This is a genomic window from Streptomyces sp. ISL-66, assembly GCF_018614135.1.
In the GTDB taxonomy this organism is placed as follows: Bacteria; Actinomycetota; Actinomycetes; order Streptomycetales; family Streptomycetaceae; genus Streptomyces.
This window is the reverse complement of the sequence record NZ_JAGGOW010000030.1, coordinates 18569-38496: the sequence shown is the minus strand read 5'-3', so window position 1 is coordinate 38496 and position 19928 is coordinate 18569. Positions and strand designations below refer to the sequence as shown.

Genomic DNA, 19928 nt, shown 5'->3' with positions numbered 1-19928 from the left:
AAGGTGTCCGCCGTCAAGGCCGGACCGCGAACCCACCACCGACGGGCGGAGACATCGGCACATGCCAAAGCGCGTGGACCACGAGGAACGGCGCGCCCAGATCGCCGAGGCGCTCATCCAGGTCGCGGGGCGCAGAGGACTGCACGCCGTCGGCATGCGTGACGTGGCCGCAGAGGCCGGCGTGTCACTCCGGCTCGTGCAGTACTACTTCGAGACCAAGGAGAAGCTGCTCTTCTACGGGCTCCAGCACCTGACCGACCGCTTCACCGCGCGGGTGGGTGCCCGTCTCCGCGCCGCCGGTGCGAACCCGGGCCCGCGCGCGACCGTCGAGGCGCTCCTGCTGGCCTCCCTTCCGACCGATGACGAGAGCCGCACCTTCCATCTGCTCTACAGCTCGTACTCGATCCTGTCCGTGACCGACGAGGCGCTGGCTGCCCAGCCCTTCATCGACAACCCCGACGCCGCCGAGAACGCCCTGACCGGGCTGCTCGAACAGGCCCGGGCGACAGGCCTGGCCGATCCCGGCATCGCCGCGCGCACCGAGGCGATCAGTCTGCTCGCAATGGCGGCGACCATGGGCACCAGCATTCTCGTGGGTCAGCGGAGTCCGGAGTCGGCCATCGCGGTACTCGAGCACCACCTGGACCGAATTTTCAGCAGTGCTCCTACTCCTCCGCCCCCCGGGGGCTCCAGGGCGCTGACCGCGTGACCGCGTGACCGTCTTACCCCCTAACCGCCTTACCCCCTGACGGCCATGGCGGGGCCGCAGGCCGTTGTGTGCCTGCGGCCCCCCCCGCTCGGGCGTTGGGGTCAGGACGGGTCGCCGTACTGGAGGCCGCGTCCGTTGGTGCCGACGTAGACGCGGCCGTAGGTGTCGGGGTCGCCGGAGATGACGCCGACGCCGCCGATGCTGCCCCACTGGTGGGCGTCGTCGTTGACGCGGAGCCAGGTGGCGCCCTTGTCGGTGGAACGGAAGACTCCGGTGACGTCCTTGACGGTTCCGATCAGGTACAGGGCCTGATAGGTGCTGCCCGGCGCGGCTTTGCCGAAGCCGAGGGCGGAGGCGGACCGCACCGTCCCGAGCGTGGTGAAGGTGCGGCCGCCGTCGGTGGAGTGCAGCAGCCCCTTGGCGCCGTCGGCGATCCACAGGTCCCCGGCGATGCCGGGGACGGCCACGAGCCGGCCGGCGGGCAGGTTGGTGGCGCGGGCGGTGAAGCTCGCGCCGCCGTCGGTGCTGGCGTAGAGGATGCCGCCGGTCAGTGAGTAGAAGGTCTGGGCCGAGGAGCGGTCGGCGACGACCGCCGCACCGGTGCCCAGGCCGCTGACCTTCGACCAGCTCGCCCCCTTGTCGGTCGAGCGGTACGGGGCCTGACCGGCCTCGGTCCAGACGATGGTGGAGCCGTCCGCCGCGAGCGCGACACGGCCGCTGTCGGCGCTGCCCACCGGCTCCGCCGTGAAGCCGCTCCAGCTCTTGCCGCCGTCGGTGGAGTAGGCGCCGTCCTTCGCGCCGCCACGGCCGACGCGGACCATCACCGCGGGGTGGGACTGGGCGAAATCGATGTCGGTGCTGGTGATCATCATCGGGTCCTCCAGCCGCCCGGCGGGCACCGCGGTCAGGGAGTCGTGGCGGAAACCGCCCAGGTCGCCCATGGCGGTCACGGCGGTGGCGCCGCCCGGCGGGGCGATCACGTCCATCAGCGCGGTCTCCTCCAGCCCGCGGGTCCCCACGGTCCAGTGGCTGGTGCCGCCGCTGTCGGTGGCGGTGGCGTCCGTGCTGCGCCAAATGCCGCTGCCGGTGCCGTACAGCGCGTGCCCGGAGTTGAAGGGATCGATGGCCAGAGCGGTCATCCAGTGCCCGGTGCCGGAACCGACGTAAGGAGCGGCGGAGGCGTTCCGCGCCGACTTCGCGGCCTGCGCCTTCCAGGTCGTGCCGCCGTCGGTGGTCCTGTAGAGCTCGTCCTCGGGCCACCAGCGGTCGAGGGTGGTGACCATCACCGTGGACGGCTTCTGCGGGTCGACCGCCAGACCGGAGAACCCGTAACTGCCGCTGGAGGGCGAGACGTTCCTCCACGCCCCGCCCGCGGGCGTGTACTTCCACACCGAACCCGCCGTCGCGCCGCTGGGTCCGACGGTGTTGGCGTACGTCAGGTACAGCGAGCCGTCACCGGAGAGCACGCCGTGCTGCGGCATCTGCCCGGTGGGCTGCCCCGGCACGGCCTGCCAGGTGCTGCCGCCGTCGGTGGAGCGGTACAAGGAGGTGGACTTGTCGGCGACGCCGACATAGACCGTCTTGCTTCCGGCCGGGCCGTACGTCACGAAGGAGATGCCCGCGCCGCTGCTCGCCCCGTCCTTGACGGGGAACGAAGGAACCTGACTCCACGTCACGCCGTGGTCGGCGCTGCGCCACAGGCCGTTCTTGCGGGTGCCGAGCAGCAGGGTGCCGGGGTCCGCGGGATCGATCGCCAGCCGTTCGCCCGCCCCGCGGCCGTCCTCGTTGGCGCCCAGCTTGAAGGGCAGGTCGGTGCGCTGGAAGGTGCGGCCCCGGTCCGTGGAACGCAGGATCGCGCCGTTGCCCGCCCAGTCGTTGGTGTAGGTGCCCGTCGCGAGGTAGAGCCGGGCGGGGTCGACGGGGTCGGTGGCCAGCGAATCGATGCCCAGCAGGTTCCAGTCCTTCTCGCCGAGCCAGTCGGTCAGCGGGATCCACTGCTCGGCCGCGGCGTCCCAGCGATACGCGCCGCCCATGTCGGTGCGCGCGTACAGCAGGCCCTTCTCCCGCGGGTTGAACACCAGCCCGGTGACGTAACCGCCGCCCACCACCTGGGCGTTCTTCCACGCGTACGGTCCGGCCGCGGCCGTCTGCGCCCCGCCGGCCGCGGCCGTCTGCGCCTCGGCCGTTTTCACCAGCTTCCACTGCTGGTTGGTGCTGCCCTTGCCGGGATACTGGATGACCGCCCCGCCGTCGGCCGTGGAGCCGCCGGAGACGTCCAGGACCTGGCCGCTGCCGCGGGAGGTGAAGGTGACGGCGCCGGAACCGCTCACATCGTCGATCCGCCACTCCTGGGAGGCGGAGGAGCTGTCGGTCTGCTGCTCAGCGGCGGCCGCCCGGGCGGTCGAACCGCCCGCTATGCCCAGCACTTTGCCGCTGTTGCGGTTCACCAGCTCGTAGTACCCGTCCCCGGTGGGTATCAGCTTCCACTGCTGGTTGGCGGTGCTCTGGTCGGTCCACTGCTGGATGCGGGTGCCGTCGGCGGTGGAGAAGGCGTTGACGTCCAGCGCCTTGCCGCTGCGTACGGAAAGCAGCCGGTAGTAGGCATTGCCGTCGACCGTCGCGGCCTGCGAGTCCTCCTGCACGAACAGGAGGTAAGGCACGACGAGGGCGGGCACGCCGAGCAGCAGACCGGTCGCGGTCCAGCGACGGCGGTGACGCCCGCGGCGCCCGCCGTTCGTGGGGTTCTTCATGGGGGAGGTGCTCTCCTTGCATGCCGTTCATCAGGGAAGGGGACCCAGCTACCAGCACGGCCGGGTCCGACTCCTTGTGGTCACAGGCCCGCAAAGGGGTTGCCTCGAACCGGGAACTTCTTGCAGATCACCTCGTGGTGCGGTAGCACCTTCGCCCGGGACGACGCCCCGGAACAGCCCTGACGAGCGCACCGGCGGATTCTGCGCATCGGGTACGGCGTCACCGCAGCGGTTGCCCGTCAGGTGGTGAGCGCGGCCGCGAGCATCTGTCGGACGACCGCGGTCAGTTCGGTCGTGTCGGGAAGCGGTCGGGTCTCGGCCAGTGCGCCGGCGAGCCTGTCGTACAGCAGGCCGTCGGTCCAGGCGGCCAGCAGTTCGGCTGCCGGTGCCGGACGGGGAGCACCGAGCGCTGCCAGCAGGGTGGCGGCCCTGGAACGTGCGGCGAGTCCGGCGGTGTGCAGGTCGGCGCGCAGCTCTGGACGGCGCGTTGCCTCGAGGGTGAGTTCGAAGCGGGCGAGCTGGCGGTCGCGCGCCACCGTCAGCCAGTGGTGGAGCAGTGCGGCCAGCGCCGCTGCGGCGGACTCCAGGTCCGGTGGCGCGTGGCTCGCTTCAAAGTGATCGACATCGGCGAGTGAGAGCTCGGCCAGGCGGAGGTAGCAGGCGCTGATCAGAGCGCTGCGGGTGCGGAAGTAGTACGAGGTGCTGCCGGTCGGCAGGCCCGCGGCGGCGTCGACCGCGCGATGGGTGAGGCCGCGCAGTCCGGCAGTGGCCACGGTGCTGATGGCGGCATCGGCGATCAGCGCGCGGCGGTCTCGGAGGTCGGGGAGGGACACGCTTCCACTCTACATGTGTAGAGTCCCCCTCAGCCTCTACGGATGTAGAGGCTGATCGGGGTGCGAAGGAGGCAGTCGACATGGGAGTTCGTCACGCCGTTGTGGCCGGAGGGGGAATCGGGGGCTTGACCGCGGCACTGGCCCTGCGTCGAGGTGGATGGCGCGTCACCGTATGCGAACGGGCCACCGAACTCACCGGCACCGGGGCCGGCACCGGGGCTGGCACCGGGGCCGGCATCGTGCTGGCCCCGAACGCCCTTCGCGCCCTGGAGTCGATAGGCCTGGACCCCGCGCTGTGGCCGGGTGACACGCTGCCCGGCAGCGTGGGACTGCGCAGGCCCGACGGCACATGGCTGAGTCGATCGGACAGCGGGGCACTGTCCGCCCGCTTCGGGCGTCCCGCGCGTGCCGTGCACCGCGGCTTCCTGATCGCGACCCTCGCGGCCGGTCTGCCGGCCGACGTCGTGCATCTCGGCGTATCGGTGACCGGCGTGGACGACGCCGGTGACGTCGGTGACGCCGTCATCGTGCGCACATCGGCGGGCGACCTGCGGGCCGACGCCGTAGTGGCGGCGGACGGCATCCGCAGCGTTCTGCGCAGGCAGCTCTTTCCCCACCACCCCGGGCTGCGCCACGCTGGTGAAGCCGGATGGCGGGCGGTGGTGCCCGGTGCGGGCGGGCCTGCCTGGCCGCCCGCCGAAACCTGGGGACGAGGCGAGCGGTTCGGCGTCGTTCCGCTCGCCGACGGCCGCATCTACCTCTACGCCACGGCCAATGCCGCCGCTCGCGAACCCGGCACGCCGCCGACCGGCCACCACGCGGAGCTGGCCCGGCGCTTCGCCGCGTGGCACGACCCGATACCCGAACTGCTGGACCGGCTGGACCGGCTGGACCCGGCCGACGTACTCCACCACGAGTTCTACGAACTGGCCGCGCCCCTGCCCCGGTTCCATGCCGGCCGAGTGGCCCTGCTCGGCGACGCCGCCCACGCCATGACCCCCAACATGGGGCAAGGCGGTTGCCTGGCCATCGAGGATGCCGTCGTCGCAGCGCACCACCTCCTGTCCGACGACGTACGGGCCGCGCTCGCCGCCTACACGACGGCCAGACACCGGCGGACCACCCGAATCAGCCGTCAGTCCCGGCGCATCGGCGAACTCGCCCGGCTGTCCCACCCGATGGCCACGTCCATCCGGAACCTGGCCGTACGGGCCACGCCGCAGGCACTCACCCTCAGAGCCCTGGACACGGTGCTCGGATGGCATCCACCTCTCGATCCGGGCCGGCCGTCGCCAGCCCCTCCCTCCGCACCCATCAGCGCCAACGTCGACGCCAAGGAGCACAGGTGAGCATCACGGACACGCCCCTCCCCATCCGCCGGGCCGACGCGGTCCGCCCCTTCGTGGTCGGCGCCCGCGGCTTCGTCTTCCTGGGCATCGGCCACCTCGCCCTCGCCGCGACCGCGGCGACGCTGGTCACCCGGACCCCGCAACAGCGCGCTGCCGACACCGCGATGCGGGAGTCCTCCTTCACCCTGCTGGGTCTGGAACGCAGCACCTTCGACGTCTCCAACGGCATCAGCATCGTCATGGCCCTCTTCACCATTGCCTGCGGTCTCCTCGTCCTCGCCGCCGTCCGCCGCGCGCCGGCCCTCGTCGAACGCCGCACAGCCTTCGGATGGATCGCTCTCGCGGTCTCCCTGACAGCCCTGGTCACATCCATCGGCCTGCTGCCCCCGCCGCCGATCGCCGTACTCGGGATCACCACCTGCGCCTTCGCGCTGTCGCTGCGCAGGGCGACCCCCTGAGCGGACGCCGGGCAGTCCCACCGGCTCCGGGGAGTCCCACCCGCTCGGACCGGTCGTGCCCCGACTCGGATGGGGGTGCTCATGCCGCGACCGCTCCACCGCTGCGAACACGTGTCCGCTGCGAACACGGCTCCGCTGTGGTCAACGGGTGCGGCGGGAGCGGGTCAGGGCCCGGCCGCCCAGTGCAGTGCCGGTCAACCCGAGCAGCAGGGCCACGTAGGCCCCGCCGAGCCCGTTGCCGGTGCCGAGTCCGCCGTCGGCGGTGGCCGCGACCAGCCCGCCGAGAGCCATGGCGATCAGCCCCGCGACCACGGCCGCCGTGGCCCCGAGCGACCCGTTGGCAATGCCGAGACGACCGGCGGGTCGGGTCAGCGCCAGCACGGCGATGACCACGGCGGCCAGCCCCAGCAGCCCGCCGGTGGTGGCTCCGAGCCTCCCGAGGCTGAAGTCGGTGACGCCGGCGGCGACGGGCTGGATCGAGGCGTGCGCTGCCGCCGGTGTGGCAAGACCGAGCCCGGCGAGCAGGGCGGTCGCGGAGGCGGCGAACAGGCGGTGAGCGGACATCAGGGTGCTCCTTCTCTTCCCACGACTGGATGTGGTTCGAGCATGTCGGCCGGCCCCCGCCAGGTCGTCCGGCAGCCGCAGGCACTTCGCGCTACCGCGCTCGCGGCAGGTGCTGCGGAGCTACTGCGTGCGTGGTAGTCACCCGCTCGTCCGCGAGCGGGATTCGCCCGCGGCGGCCGAGGGCTTACGGTGCGCGCATGAGCAAAGGACGGTTCCGCGTACGGGCAGGTGTCAGGGACTGGCTGATCGCCGTTGGCGTGGCGGCGGCGCTGCTGGTCACCGGGCTCTCGGGGCAGCACGCCGCCACGGGCCTCGGCCTGCTCGGCTACGTGCTCTTGGCGGTCGGCGGCCTGGCGCTGGCCGGGGGCCGTCGGGCTCCGGTCGCCGTCCTCGCCGTCACCGGGCTCTGCGCGGTTGGCTACCAGGCGGCGGGCTTCGACGTGGCGGCCGTCGCGTTCCTCTTCGCGGTGTACGCGGCCATGCGGGCGGGACACCGCACCGTCACGGTGGCGGTGAGCGTGGCCGTGCTGGCCGCTCTCCCCCTCGCGGCCCTCGCCTCGGGCCTGCACGACACGGGCGAGGCGTTCGCGCAGGCCCGGGGCGCCCTCCAGATCGCCTGGCTGATCGCAGCCGGCGCCGCCGGTGAAGCCCTCCGGCAGGCCGAGCGGCGGGCCGACGAAGCCGAACGCACCCGGGAGGAGACCGCGCGGCGCCGCGCCGACGAGGAGCGGCTGCACATCGCGCGGGAGCTGCACGATTCGCTCACCCACCAGATCTCGGTCATCAAGGTGCAGTCCGAAGCCGCCGTCCACGTGGCCCGCAAGCGCGGCGAAGAGGTCCCGGATGCCCTCCTGGCCATCCGCGAAGCCGGCCGGGAGGCGTCCCGCGAGCTCCGCGCCACCCTGGAGGCCCTGCGCGACGACGACACCACCCCACCGCACGGCCTCGACCACATCCCCGAACTGGTGGAACGGGCCGGCAAGAGCGGTGTGCGGGCGACACTGACGATCCAAGGCCGAGGCCGGCAGCACGAGGTACCGGCCGCGGTGGGCCGTACGCTCTACCGGATCGTCCAGGAGTCCCTCACCAACATCGCCCGTCACGCGGACGCCACCACGGTATCGGTCCGCATCGACTACCGCCCGGACGCCGTCGCCCTCCAGGTCGACGACAACGGCAAGGCCACGCCGGAGTCCGTCCCCGTGCCCGGCATCGGACTGCTCGGGATGCGCGAACGCGTCACCGCCCTCGGCGGTCGCCTCCGGGCAGCACCGCGCGACGAGGGCGGCTTCACCGTCCGGGCCGAACTCCCCGTGGAGCGTGCCTCGTGATCCGTGTCCTGCTGGTCGACGACCAGGCGCTCATCCGCAGCGGATTCCGCGCGTTCCTCGACCTCGAAGACGACATCGAGGTCGTGGCCGAAGCCGCCAACGGCCAGGAAGGCCTGGCGCTCGCCAGAGAGCACCTGCCCGACATCGCACTCATCGACATCCAGATGCCGGTCCTCGACGGGATCGAGACGACCCGGCGCATCGCAGCCGATCCGGCACTGACCGGCGTCCACGTCGTCATCCTCACCAACTACGGCCTGGACGAATACGTCTTCGACGCCTTGTCCGCAGGCGCCGCCGGCTTCCTCGTCAAGGACATCGTGCCGGAGGACTTCCTGCACGCCGTACGCGTGGCGGCGCGCGGCGACGCCCTCCTCGCACCCTCGATCACCCGCAAACTGATCAACCGGTACGTCACCCAACCACTCCCCACCGACACGAGCACGGCCTTGGAAATCCTGACCGGCCGCGAACGCGAAGCAGTCGTCCTGGTCGCGTACGGCCTGTCCAACGACGAGATCGCGGACCGCATGGTGATCAGCCCGCTGACCGCGAAGACTCACGTCAACCGGGCCATGACCAAACTCCACGCCCGCGACCGCGCCCAGCTCGTGATCCTCGCCTACGAATCCGGGCTGGTCATCCCGCGCAGCTCGCCACCCCATGTCGGGTAGATGCGCCGCAAGGCTCGTATCGTGCGGTGATCCACGAGGTCAGGGCCTGGGACGGATCGCAGGTCTCGTCCCTGTGACCTGGTGCGATCGTCCACTGGGTAGGGCCTCTTGGGTCCGTCAGACTGCCCACATGACTGACACCGAACATCCGGTCGCTGCCCTGACGCGCGCAGGACGGGCGTGATCGGTGTGACGTCGGACAAGAGCCTGGTGGCATCCGCACGGCTGCGATCGGCACCGCTGGTCTTCGGCGCCGGCGCCCTGGTGGGTGTGCTGGGCGGGATGATCGGCCTGGGCGGCGCCGAGTTCCGGCTGCCGTTGCTGATCGGGATGTTCGGGTTCGCGGCGTTGTCGGCGGTCATCCTGAACAAGGCGATGAGCCTGGTCGTCGTAGCCACCGCCCTGCCGACCGCAGTTCGGGTGCCGGCCGCAGTGGCCGCCGGGTTCGGCATCGGTGTGGTCGCCGCGATCAAGGTCGCCCGCCACGCCTGACCGGCGGGAGCAGCCGGCCGCCTGGACCGGCGTCTGCCCCAGGCACCTGTGCGCGGCGGGTTCGTCCTTAACGGAAGGCGGGCGGAGGCGGGTTCGGCTGGGCCCGTGTCGCGATCTCGCTACCGATCGGTAGATCAAATTCCCGCAACGATGGTTCGGTCGTGATCCGATTCGGGCCAATTGGGAATACTTTTCAGCCTAGCTGGAACATTACATTCCCCTTGCCGTCTGTAGATCACACGCGGCCAAGCGCCTGCTTGAAGTCCCTTTCTTGGGGGGAACTTGCTTTCCCAGTCGCACCGGTACGGCCCACCCGGCCGTACCCCCGCCCGCCGCGTCACCGCGGTGGGCCTGGCAGTCCTGATGGCTGCCACGTCCATCTACGGCGCCGAGTCCGCACTCGCCACGGTTCGCCCGCAGGCCGTCGACCGTGCGCCGGAGCCCAGCAGGCCCGCGCCGGCCTTCGCCGCCGACATCACCTCCGCCCGCGTGGCGGCCCGGCTCTCCGGCAAGCGCGTCGAGGCACTGTCCGAGCGCACCGAGTCATCGACCACCTGGGTCAACCGCGACGGCTCGCTGACGACCGAACTGGCTGCCGGTCCGGTGCGGTTCAAGGACGCGGAGTCCGACGAGTGGCGTGATGTCGACGTCGACCTCACGGCCCTCCCGGACGGTTCCGTCGCCTCCAAGGCGCACCCCGGCGGGCTCCGGCTCTCCGGCAAGTCCGCCGCCAAGTCCACGGACCTGGTGACCCTCGGCTCCGGGGACGAGGCGATCACCCTTCAGTGGCGGGGCGGCCTTCCCGCGCCGAAGCTGGACGGCACCCGGGCCACGTACGCTGACGCCGTGGCCGGCGCAGACGTGGTCGTCGAGGCCACCCGTACCGGCTTTGAGCAGTTCGTCGAGGTCAAGGCCAAGCCTGCGGCGGGCTTCTCGTACACCCTGCCGCTGAAGACCAAGGGCCTGAAGGTCACGCAGCAGGCCGACGGCAGCCTGCTGTTCACCGACGGGAAGTCGAAGAAGAGCGCCGTCATGCCGGCCCCCGTCATGTGGGACGCCACCGTCGACAAGGCGTCCGGTGAGCACGTCCGGCGCGCGAAGGTCGGCCTGACGGTCGTCAAGGCCGAGGGCGGCGTCGACCTGGTCCTCACCCCCGACGAGGCCTTCCTGGCCGACCCGGCCACGAAGTACCCCGTGACAGTCGATCCGTCGACCTCCTCGCTGGGCAACCTCTTCGACACGTACGTCCAGCAGGGCGAGACGGTCGACTGGTCGGCCGACACCGAGCTGGACCTGGGAAACCCGGGCACGAAGAACGGGGACGGCACCTACCGCACCGCCCGCTCCTTCGTCACCTGGAACACGGCCCCCATCGCCGACGCGCTCATCTCGGACGCCGACCTGAGCCTGTGGAACTTCCACTCCGGCAACACCGACTGCACCGCGCAGCCGTGGGAGGTGTGGTCCGCGAACAACGCCTCCACCTCCTCGCGCTGGACCAACCAGCCGGCGATGGTGACGAAGTACGCCACCTCCACGGAGACCAAGGGCAACTCGGGGTGCACCGCCGACGGGTGGGTGAACGCGGACGTCACGAACCTGGTGCAGTACTGGGCGAACAACAAGTGGTCCTTCTCGGGCCTGGGCCTGCGGGCCACCGACGAGAACAACATCAAGCAGTGGAAGCGGGTCAACTCCGCCAACGCGGCGTCCAACCCGCCCAAGCTGGTCGTCACGTACAACTACCGGCCCAAGACCGGTACCAAGCAGGAGGCCGGTCCGCCGTACTTCTCCTACGGCGGCGCCTACACCGTCAACACAGTCACCCCGACGTTGCGTGACACCTTCACCGACGCCAACGGTGACAAGGTCAACGGCACCTTCGAAATCCGCGACTCGGTCACCGACATCCAGGTCGGCAACTACCTCGTCTCCCCCTGGGTGAACTCCGGGCAGGTTGCCGCCGTGACCGTCCCGGCCGGAGTGCTGGCCAACGGCAAGACGTACAAGTTCCGCACGTCCCCGTACGACGGCACCCACTTCAACCTGGGCTGGTCGGCCTGGAAGACCTTCACGGTCGACACCACCGCTCCGTCCGCCCCCACCGGCATCATCTCGACGGACTACCCGTCCGGGTCCTGGGTCAAGGGTGCGGGCCAGGTCGGCACGTTCAACGTCACTCCACCTGCCGCCGACCACAACTGGCTCGAATGGTCCCTGGACGGCGTGACCTGGACCAAGGTCGCCACCGGCGGCGCCGCCGGCACGAAGGCGATATCCGTCGCCCCGCCCAAGGACGGCACGCACACCCTCCGGGTCCGCACGGTCGACAAGGCGGACAACAAGTCCGAGTCGATCGAGTACACCTTCCACGCCGGCCCTGGCGGCTTCGTCCAGCCCGGCGGCGGCGAGATCACGGCACGCCGCCTCCCGCTCGTCGCCGAGGCCGACGCCACCAAGTACGACCAGGTGTCCTTCTCCTGGCGCCGTTCCGAGGCCGACCCCTGGGTGCAGATCCCGGCCGGGCACGTCACCTCCGCCGGCTCCCCGCTGACCGCCTGGCCCGTCCCGCTGACCGGCGGAAAGAACGCCCCGCTGGTCTGGAACGCCACCGACACCGTCAACCCCGACGGCACCGTCCAGATCAAGGCCGACTTCACCGGCCCCAACAGTGCCTCCGGCAGCACCCAGCCGCTCACCGCGGTCATCGACCGCAACGCGGAAGGCGCCGACTCGGACGAGATCGGCCCCGGCACGGTCAACCTGCTGACCGGCGACTACACGCTCTCCGGCACCGACGTCTCCGCCCTGGGCCTGTCGGTCTCCCGCACGGCCTCCTCCCGCACTCCGGGCAAGGGCGCGGAGCAGGAGGGCCAGGCGGCCATCTTCGGCAAGGAATGGGTCTCCGGAGCCACCGCCGAGCGCGTCGAGTCCGACTACACCTACGTCCGCCGGGTCTCCGACACGGCCGTGGACGTCGTGACCACCGTCGGCGACTCGATCCACTTCACCGCGAACGCCGCGCAGAACGGCTGGATCCCCGAGCCCGGTGCCGAGCAGCTGGTGCTGACCGGCGGCGTCACCGGCTCCTTCATGCTCACCAACAACCAGGGCACGGTCACCACCTTCACCAAGACCGATCCGGCCGTCGCCACCTGGCAGGTCTCCAGCATCGTCCAGGACGGCCTGACCAACTCCACGACGACCACGCTCTCCGAGACCGTCGTCGTCAACGGGAAGACGTACGCGCGCCCCAAGCGCATCGCCGCCCCCACCTCGGCGGCGAGTGCGGGCACCTGCACCTCCGCGCCGGGCACCAAGGGCTGCCGGGTACTGGAGTACGTCTACGCCAACACCACCACCGCGACCTCCCTGGCCTTCGGCGACTTCGCCGGCCAGGTCAAGGAGATCAAGCTGTGGTCGACCGAGCCCGGTGCGGCCACCGCGACCGCCAAGACCGTCGCGAACTACCTCTACGACGACGCGGGCCGGCTGCGCCAGTACTGGAACCCGCAGATCAGCCCCGCGCTGAAGACCGAGTACGGCTACGACTCGGCGGGCCGCGTCACCGGGCTCACCCCGGCCGGCGAGCTGCCCTGGACTTTCACCTACGGCCAGGCCGGCAGCTCCGCCACCGCCGGTGACGGCATGCTGCTGAAGGCGTCCCGCTCCGGGCTCGCCCAGGGCAGCGCCGATGTGCAGCAGGGCACCGCCCAGATCTCGGTCGTCTACGAAGTGCCGCTGACCGGTACGAAGGCCCCGTACGCCATGGGCGCCACGGACGTCCGCACCTGGGGGCAGGTGGAGGCGCCCACCGACGCCACCGCCGTCTTCGCTCCCGACAGCGTCCCGGCCGCCAACTCGGGCGACGCCCTCACCGCCACCTCCTACGGCCGCGCCGGAATCCACTACCTCGGGGTATCCGGCCAGGAGGTGAACACGGCCGCCCCCGGCGGCCACATCACCAGCCGCGAGTACGACCGGTTCGGCAACTCCGTGCGCGAGCTGACCGCCGCCAACCGCTCGCTGGCCCTCGGCCTGACCGCCCCGGACCGCGCCAAGCAGGCCGAGCTGGGCATCGCGCAGCTGCCGTCCGGGGAGCGCGCGAACCTGCTGTCCACCACATCGGTCTACGACGGCAGCGGCATCCGCGAACTCGAGGAGTTCGGCCCGCTGCACCGGATCGACCTCACGGCGGACCTGAAGGACGGCGCCACCCTCCTGGTCACCGCCGGCACCTCCGTCACCGCCCGCTCCTGGACGGTCAACGAGTACGACGCGGGCCGCCCCACCGACGGCACCGCCAAGGTCAAGAACCAGATCACCAAGGTCACCACGGGCGCCCAGGTGCGTGAGCACCCGACCGTCCAAGGCGAGGTCCGCGTCGCGCAGACCGTCTACGACTGGGCCAAGGGCCTGCCCACCCAGCAGATCAAGGACCCGGCCGGACTGGCCATCACCGAGAAGACCGAATACGACGCCCAGGGCCGCGTCACCAAGAAGCTGCTGCCCGGCGCCACCGGCACCGACGCCGCCACCCGCGTGACCACGTACTGGTCCGGCACCGGCACCGGCACCTGCCAGGGCCGCCCGGAGTGGGCCGACCAGGTCTGCACCACCGGTCCGGCGGGCACCATCACCGGCGGCGGCACCAACCCGTCGCAGCTGCCGACCACCACCACCGAGTACAGCTGGTGGGGCACCGCGGCCAAGAGCACCGAGACCGCGAACGGGACCGCCAGGACCACCACCACCACGTATGACGCGGCAGGGCGCCCGACCAAGGTCACGATCACGGCGGGCATCGGCCAGGCCGTCCCCGAGGCGACCACCGAGTACGACACGGCCACCGGCCGTCCGGTGAAGACCACCTCCGCTACCGGGGGCACGATCACCAGGGCGTACGACAAACTGGGCCGCCAGATCTCGTACGGCGACGCCGACGGCGGCATCACGACGACCGAGTACGACCTGCTCGGCCGCCCCGTCAAGATCACCGACAACGCGCCGTCGACCACCACGCTCACCTACGACACCACGGCCGACCCCCGCGGCATGGCCACCGCGGCCGGCGACTCCGTCGCCGGCGCATCCGCGATCACCTACGACGCGGACGGCCTGGTCAGCACCGAGAAGCTGCCCGGCGGGTACACCCTCGGCATCGTCACCGACGCCACCGGCACCACCACCGCCCGCACGTATACCCGGGACAGCGACGGCACGACCGTCTACACCGACACGGTGGCCCAGTCCGCGCACGGCCAGGTCGCCAACCACGCGGGCTGGTCGGGACAGTCCTACGGCTACGACGCCGCCGGCCGCCTCAAGACGGTGGACGACACCGCCGACACGGTCTGCACCCGGCGCACGTACGCCTTCGACAACCGCAGCAACCGCACCTCGCTCACCCGCGCCGTCGCCGCCCCCGGCGCCGACTGCACGTCCACCGGAGGCACCTCCACCACCTTCACCTACGACAGCGCGGACCGGATCGTCGACGCCGGCTACGGCTACGACAACCTCGGCCGCACCACGGCCGCCCCGGGCAGCACCAACGCGTACTACGTGAACGACCTCGCCCAGCAGCAGACGGCCGGTACCCTGCGCCAGACCTGGCAGCTGGACTCCGCGCTGCGCTACCGTTCGTGGACGACCGAGACCGGCAGCGGCTCCAACTGGACCCAGACCGCGTCCAAGGTCAACCACTACAGCGGTGACGGCGACAGCCCGCGCTGGATCACCGAGGACATCACCACCGGCGCCGTGACCCGGCACATCACCTCCGCGACCGGCGCGCTGGCGGCCACCACCGGCAAGACCGGCAATGTGATCCTCCAGCTCACCAACATCCACGGCGACGTCGCGATGCTGCTCCCGCTCGACACGTCCAAGGCCCCGGTGGCCCTGGACGCCGACGAGTTCGGCAACCCGCGCACCGGGCAGCAGTCCGCCCGCTACGGATGGCTCGGCGGCCAGCAGCGCTCCTCCGAGACGGTGACTGGCACCATGCTGATGGGCGTGCGCATGTACAGCCCCGCCACCGGGCGCTTCCTCACCTCGGACCCGGTGTACGGCGGCTCGGCCACCGCGTACGACTACGCCAACCAGGACCCGGGCAACCAGTTCGACCCCTCGGGCCGGATGGCGTACGTCCGCACCTGCGGAACCAGCTGGAGATGGTGGGGGTACACGTTCTCGTGCACCTTCTACGTCACCCGCTTCCACACCAAGATGCTCAAGGAGGACCTCGGCACCCTGGGCAGCGCAGGCGCGGCATTCGCCGAGGCCTACCTGTGTGCCCGCCTCACCCACCCCGTCGCCGTCGGCGTGTGCGTCGCGCTCGCCTGGGCCTACACCTGGTGGTCGGTCCACCACATCAACGCCGCGGCGGAACGCGGTGGGTGCTTCACCTGGCAGATGGGTGCCACCGTCAGCTACGGCTGGGTCTGGGGCTGGGCCCGCCCCGGCAACGTGAGCTCCGGAAACCGCAACTGTAGGGGTTAGCCGAGTGGGGCGTGGGGACCCGGTCGGGCCCCCACGCCCCCCACTCCCGGCAAAGGAAAGGCAGGTGATGCCGCGGTGCGGCACACGGAAGAAACCGTTGAACTGCGGCTGACCGCCGCACAGGTCGCCGTCCCGGTCGTCCTGGGCCTTGCCCTGGCGACGGGCCTGCTCCAGCTGGGCCTGCGGTGGACCGCGGACCCCATGACGGCCGCCGAGCTTCGGGACTGCGCGTACGCGGCCGGCGCGGGTGTCGTGGGCGCGCTGGTCATGCCGCGCCTCAGGGGGGTCCGGCTGACCCCCGAATGCCTGGTGGCCTTCACGGCCTTCGGGCAACGGGAGCGCCGCATCCCCTGGGCGAACGTCTCGGGCATCGACGTCCACCGCACCGCCGGAGTGCGCCGGGTGAGCGTCTGCCTCGTGACCGGCGAACGCCTGACCCTGGCGGCGCCGATGTCGTTCCTCGACCGCCGGTTCGACGCCCGCGTGGCGGAGCTGACCGGCTGGTGGGAAACCCATCGGCCGTGAGCGCGGGGCCCACGGAGGGCAGGGCGGGGGCTGAGAGGTCCAGGCAATGAAGAAGGCCCAGGTCGCTGACCTGGGCCTTCTTGTTTGAGCGGATGACGGGAATCGAACCCGCTCTACAGCTTGGGAAGCACCCGGCACTTGACCATGTCCATGGCTGCCGACCGAGTAGCACTCCTAGTCCTCCGCCCCGAGAGTCTCCATGGGCAGTCCTCGACCGTCAGGTCGTACGCGCCCTGGAGTTCCTTCCCGGGCGTGACCTCGTCGATCGAGACGGCGGTGCCGTCCGGGCATCGACCTCAAGCCCGAGGAGATCGCCCACGTCCTGCGGGGCGCCGTCCGTGCCGGCGGACTCGGGGCCGGGGCCGTGGCCCAGTCGCGGAATCCTCCGGCGCCGTGTGCCGGACATGGGGGGATACGTTGCGCGGTGTCCCCGGCGTGCTTGCCGTGCACGGCTCTGACCAGGTACTCAGGGCCGAGCAGGATGAGTAGGCGTACTCAGGTGGCGGTCCTCGGCAGCTCCGAGACTGGGTGCAGGTCGAACGAAGCGGAACGAAGCGGAACGGAACGGGGAACGTCATGGTGCGGCGCTGGTCGAAGGCTGAGATGTGGGTGCCCGGTGCGTACCTGGCGCTGGTGGTCGCGATGCTGGTCTACCTCGCGGTCGCCCAGTGGAACGGATACAGCGGGCTCTTCGGAGTCTGGCCGATCCTGGCCACGGCGCCGGTCAGCGTCTTGCTGCTGACGTCCTTCGGACCCGCGGCGGACGCCCTGGACTCGGCCCCGCCCATGGATCCCCATCCCCAGTACGGCTCCGAGCCGCCCACGAAGCTGCCCACGGACTACCCCTCGGAGTCGGACCCGCTCCCCGCGGACTGGGTGGCGCCGGACACTTCCGAGTCCGCCAAGCTCGACATGCTGGACGGCTTCGGCTTCTACGCCACGGTCCTGGTCAGCGCCCTGGTCAACGCCGCGGCGATCTGGGCCCTGCTCCGCTACGTAGCGCGGCGGCGCGACGCCAGGAGTGCGCAGGTCTAGCCGTACGGCCATGCGGACATGCCGCCGGGGGTGAGGGGAGGGGGACGCCAGTGATCCCTCCCCTCACCGGTTCTACGGGTGCGGCCGGGGCCGAACGGCACGGGTGACGTTGCGGATCAGACGCTCGTCCACGCGTCGAAGAAGGCCTCCCGCCTGGACGGATCGGCTGATTTGTGGTTCGCGTGCAGGACGCGCCAGGCGGTGAGTTCGAGGTCGCGGAGCCACAGCTCACCGATGACCTGCGTTTTCAGGTCGGGGAGGCGGTCGGACTCGGCGAGTGCCTGGCCGATGACTTCTCCGGCCGCGATGCGCTGGGGCGGGGTCATCTCGTCGAAGGCCGAGAGGATCTGGCCGGCCAGGCCGGTGCCTTCTCCTGCCAGTGAACTCAGCACGCACGCCTTGATGTTGGCGGGCAGCAAGTAGAGGGAGCCCGAAGACCTCCACAGGTCCGACCAGAAGTGCTCTCCGGACTCGGTGGGGGCGGGGAGTGCTGCCAGTAGGCCGAGGAGGTGTGCGGTGGCCGCGTATCCGTCGGAGTGTGCCGATGCGACGACGGCGATGTTCGCGACGCGCTCCACGTCGATGCGGCCGGCTTCGAGACGTGGATCCAGCCCCAGCCGCTGTTCCAGCTGATGGGAAAGGGGGACGGACGCGTGGGAGCGGAACTCGGGAAGCATCGGCGGTCCTTGAGCGTAGGAGAGCGGAGAGGCCCGTTCGGAAGCCCAGATCGTTCCCCTGACCCGCCCGAATTACACGAGTTCCACAGCCTCAGTTGATGTCTTCCTGCGCAGCCGAGACTTTCACCGCCTGCGCTGCTGTATCGATGTGGGTGATGGCGCCGTCCGGGATCAGGACGCTCCTGGGGAGAAGCCGAAGAGGCCACGCGCCCGCGCACCCCCGTCACCTCGAGGCTGCTTCAAGATCGGGTGCCCGCCGATGCCGACGGGCACGATCACCTCAGGCCGATGCCGCTGGAGCGGAAGATTTGCCGGCGTGGCGGTATTCGGCGTTGATGCGCTGGGCTTCTTCGAGCTGGTCTTCCAGGATGATGATCCGGCAGGCGGAGTCGATCGGGGTTCCGTGGTCGACGAGTTCGCGGGCGCGGGCGGCGATGCGCAGCTGGTAGCGGGAGTAGCGGCGGTGGCCGCCGTCCGAGCGCAGCGGGGTGATGAGGCGGGCTTCACCGATGGCGCGCAGGAAACCTTGGGTGGTGCCGAGCATCTCGGCGGCCCGGCCCATGGTGTAGGCGGGGTAGTCGTCGTCATCGAGCCGGCCGAACGAGTCATCTGCTGTCATTGCACCTCTTTCCGGAACACGTGGAGGGGCCCTGGTGCCTATGGCACCAGGGCCCCGAAGGAACTACTACACCATCTGCCGACCCTGATACTGCGCCGGCCTTCTGTGTCCGCAGACCCGAGTCATACGTGGTCGGGGTGCGGGGATCGCGGTTGCTTGACCGGAGACCACCTCACTAACGATGTCCTGCGGTACCCGGGTTTCAACCTGCCGACCCGGGCGATCCTGATGGCGCTAAGCCCCTCCGTTCTTCCCTCGATGATCAACTACTTACCAAGCGGGGGACTGCGTAATGCTGGTGATGCTTACTGCTCTACTGCGAACCGCTTGTACTGCTCGCGGCCTGATCTAGCGCCGCTTCGGCAGCCAGCCCCGTCGCCCATCCTGCGTCTGCTCTGGCTTGGAACCCCACTGCCGAACTTCCTGGTGGCCGCGCCTGCACTCGACGCCTTCACCAAGGTGCTGCTCACTGACTTCACTGCTGGGCACTGCACTTACAGGTACTGCACTTACGAGAACTGCACTTACAGGTACTGCACTTACGGGTACTGCCACTGCGATAACTGCGGTACTGCTCGTGGTGGCCCCTGATCACTGCGGGCCACCCGGTCCGGTCGTCAGTCCCGTCGCCGTCCTGCAAAGCTCTGGCTTCGGAACTCCACCACCGCACCGTCCTACGCACTGCAACTGCGGGTACTACGGGTGATGCCTACTGCCGGTACTGCGTACTGCTTCTCCTACTCGTGGCCTGACCTAGCACCACGCTTCGGCAGCCAGCCCCGTCGCCCATCCTGCGTCTGCTCTGGCTTGGAACCCCACTGCCGAACTTCCCGGTGCGCGCGCCCGCAGTCGACGCCTTCACCAGGGTGCCGCTCACTGACTTCACTGCTGGCTACTGCTCGTGGTGGCCCCTGATCACTGCGGGCCACCCGGTCCGGTCGTCAGTCCCGTCGCCGTCCTGCAAAGCTCTGGCTTCGAAACTCCACCACCGCACCGTCCTGCGCACTGCAACTACGGGTACCGCATGTACTGCTGCCCGGCAGTTCGTCCCTGCCAGGCCCTGCTGTCTCTCTGGGCTACGAGAGAAACCATAACCACGCCACCGCCCAATGTCTACTCCGGCCAGGATAGATTTTTGGATGCGTGTCTGTGAGGTAATCGGGCTCAGTCGGATCGAACATTCATCGCGCCCTCTTGCCCCGCCGGACCCGCGGACAGGAGCGGGCCCGCGGGCGGGGACGGCGGCGACTGCGATGTCGCCTCGGCGGTCACATGTGCCCTCGGCCGACCGGAGCGGCCCGAGTGCGGCCGTCCTGCGCCGCGGAGGGGGCGGCCCACCATCCGCGCTTGCCCTGTGGGTACGCGGAAGGGCCCGACCGGCACGCCGGTCGGGCCCTCTTCGCTGTTC

The 19928-nt window shown here is 70.5% G+C and carries 14 protein-coding genes; 9 read left to right on the top strand and 5 right to left on the bottom strand.

Translation table 11 applies throughout. From position 1 onward, the window contains the following. Nucleotides 1-61 precede the first annotated feature (61 nt). Entirely contained in the window at nt 62-709 is a 648-nt protein-coding gene (locus J7E97_RS06190; protein WP_215023198.1) for a TetR/AcrR family transcriptional regulator, read from the top strand. A 101-nt stretch (nt 710-810) separates the two neighbouring features. Here J7E97_RS06190 and J7E97_RS06185 read toward each other — a convergent pair whose 3' ends face one another. Continuing rightward, a complete protein-coding gene (locus J7E97_RS06185; RefSeq protein ID WP_215023196.1) occupies nt 811-3459 on the bottom strand; it encodes an RICIN domain-containing protein in 2649 nt (882 codons plus the stop codon). A 239-nt stretch (nt 3460-3698) separates the two neighbouring features. Further along, nucleotides 3699-4292 carry a TetR/AcrR family transcriptional regulator gene (locus J7E97_RS06180; protein WP_215023194.1) on the bottom strand — a complete coding sequence of 198 codons (594 nt, stop codon included), beginning with the start codon at nt 4290-4292 and terminating at the stop codon, nt 3699-3701. Nucleotides 4293-4372: 80 nt separating this feature from the next. Here J7E97_RS06180 and J7E97_RS06175 point away from each other — a divergent pair, with 80 nt between their 5' ends. Both J7E97_RS06175 and J7E97_RS06170 read left to right on the top strand, forming a co-directional pair. Continuing rightward, on the top strand, nt 4373-5641 hold the full coding sequence (locus J7E97_RS06175; protein WP_215023192.1) for an FAD-dependent monooxygenase: 1269 nt from the start codon (nt 4373-4375) through the stop codon (nt 5639-5641). Further along, nucleotides 5638-6099 carry a hypothetical protein gene (locus J7E97_RS06170; RefSeq protein ID WP_215023190.1) on the top strand — a complete coding sequence of 154 codons (462 nt, stop codon included), beginning with the start codon at nt 5638-5640 and terminating at the stop codon, nt 6097-6099. The genes J7E97_RS06175 and J7E97_RS06170 overlap by 4 nt, the downstream gene beginning before the upstream one ends. A gap of 141 nt (nt 6100-6240) precedes the next feature. Here J7E97_RS06170 and J7E97_RS06165 read toward each other — a convergent pair whose 3' ends face one another. Further along, on the bottom strand, nt 6241-6663 hold the full coding sequence (locus J7E97_RS06165; RefSeq protein WP_215023188.1) for a DUF6223 family protein: 423 nt from the start codon (nt 6661-6663) through the stop codon (nt 6241-6243). Between the two features lie 197 nt (nt 6664-6860). Here J7E97_RS06165 and J7E97_RS06160 point away from each other — a divergent pair, with 197 nt between their 5' ends. The 6 genes from J7E97_RS06160 (at nt 6861) to J7E97_RS06135 (ending at nt 17224) form a co-directional block, all read left to right on the top strand. Next, the gene (locus J7E97_RS06160; RefSeq protein ID WP_215023186.1) at nt 6861-7994 is read left to right on the top strand and encodes a sensor histidine kinase; all 1134 of its coding nucleotides are present in this window, start codon (nt 6861-6863) and stop codon (nt 7992-7994) included. After that, a complete protein-coding gene (locus J7E97_RS06155) occupies nt 7991-8668 on the top strand; it encodes a response regulator transcription factor (RefSeq protein ID WP_215023183.1) in 678 nt (225 codons plus the stop codon). Before J7E97_RS06160 ends, J7E97_RS06155 begins: the two co-directional genes overlap by 4 nt. A gap of 180 nt (nt 8669-8848) precedes the next feature. Next, on the top strand, nt 8849-9160 hold the full coding sequence (locus J7E97_RS35595; protein WP_251053935.1) for a hypothetical protein: 312 nt from the start codon (nt 8849-8851) through the stop codon (nt 9158-9160). Between the two features lie 363 nt (nt 9161-9523). Then, complete coding sequence (locus J7E97_RS06145; protein WP_215023182.1) at nt 9524-15664, top strand: DNRLRE domain-containing protein; 6141 nt, start codon at nt 9524-9526, stop codon at nt 15662-15664. A 75-nt stretch (nt 15665-15739) separates the two neighbouring features. Beyond that, on the top strand, nt 15740-16189 hold the full coding sequence (locus J7E97_RS06140) for a hypothetical protein (protein ID WP_215023180.1): 450 nt from the start codon (nt 15740-15742) through the stop codon (nt 16187-16189). 576 nt (nt 16190-16765) lie between these two features. Continuing rightward, complete coding sequence (locus J7E97_RS06135) at nt 16766-17224, top strand: SCO4225 family membrane protein (RefSeq protein ID WP_215023178.1); 459 nt, start codon at nt 16766-16768, stop codon at nt 17222-17224. A gap of 116 nt (nt 17225-17340) precedes the next feature. Here the strand turns inward: J7E97_RS06135 and J7E97_RS06130 are convergent, their stop codons facing one another. Both J7E97_RS06130 and J7E97_RS06125 read right to left on the bottom strand, forming a co-directional pair. Beyond that, a complete protein-coding gene (locus tag J7E97_RS06130; protein WP_215023177.1) occupies nt 17341-17901 on the bottom strand; it encodes a hypothetical protein in 561 nt (186 codons plus the stop codon). Between the two features lie 280 nt (nt 17902-18181). Next, nucleotides 18182-18520: a MerR family transcriptional regulator gene (locus J7E97_RS06125; RefSeq protein ID WP_215023175.1), complete on the bottom strand. Its 339-nt coding sequence runs from the start codon at nt 18518-18520 to the stop codon at nt 18182-18184. Nucleotides 18521-19928: the final 1408 nt, after the last annotated feature.

Coding starts and splice junctions, on each gene's coding strand:
- J7E97_RS06145 (WP_215023182.1), top strand. CDS start 9,524: ATGGCTGCCACGTCCATCTACGGCGCCGAGTCCGCACTCGCCACGGTT.
- J7E97_RS06165 (WP_215023188.1), bottom strand. CDS start 6,663: ATGTCCGCTCACCGCCTGTTCGCCGCCTCCGCGACCGCCCTGCTCGCC.
- J7E97_RS06125 (WP_215023175.1), bottom strand. CDS start 18,520: ATGACAGCAGATGACTCGTTCGGCCGGCTCGATGACGACGACTACCCC.
- J7E97_RS06130 (WP_215023177.1), bottom strand. CDS start 17,901: ATGCTTCCCGAGTTCCGCTCCCACGCGTCCGTCCCCCTTTCCCATCAG.
- J7E97_RS06135 (WP_215023178.1), top strand. CDS start 16,766: ATGGTGCGGCGCTGGTCGAAGGCTGAGATGTGGGTGCCCGGTGCGTAC.
- J7E97_RS06185 (WP_215023196.1), bottom strand. CDS start 3,459: ATGAAGAACCCCACGAACGGCGGGCGCCGCGGGCGTCACCGCCGTCGC.
- J7E97_RS06190 (WP_215023198.1), top strand. CDS start 62: ATGCCAAAGCGCGTGGACCACGAGGAACGGCGCGCCCAGATCGCCGAG.
- J7E97_RS06160 (WP_215023186.1), top strand. CDS start 6,861: ATGAGCAAAGGACGGTTCCGCGTACGGGCAGGTGTCAGGGACTGGCTG.
- J7E97_RS06175 (WP_215023192.1), top strand. CDS start 4,373: ATGGGAGTTCGTCACGCCGTTGTGGCCGGAGGGGGAATCGGGGGCTTG.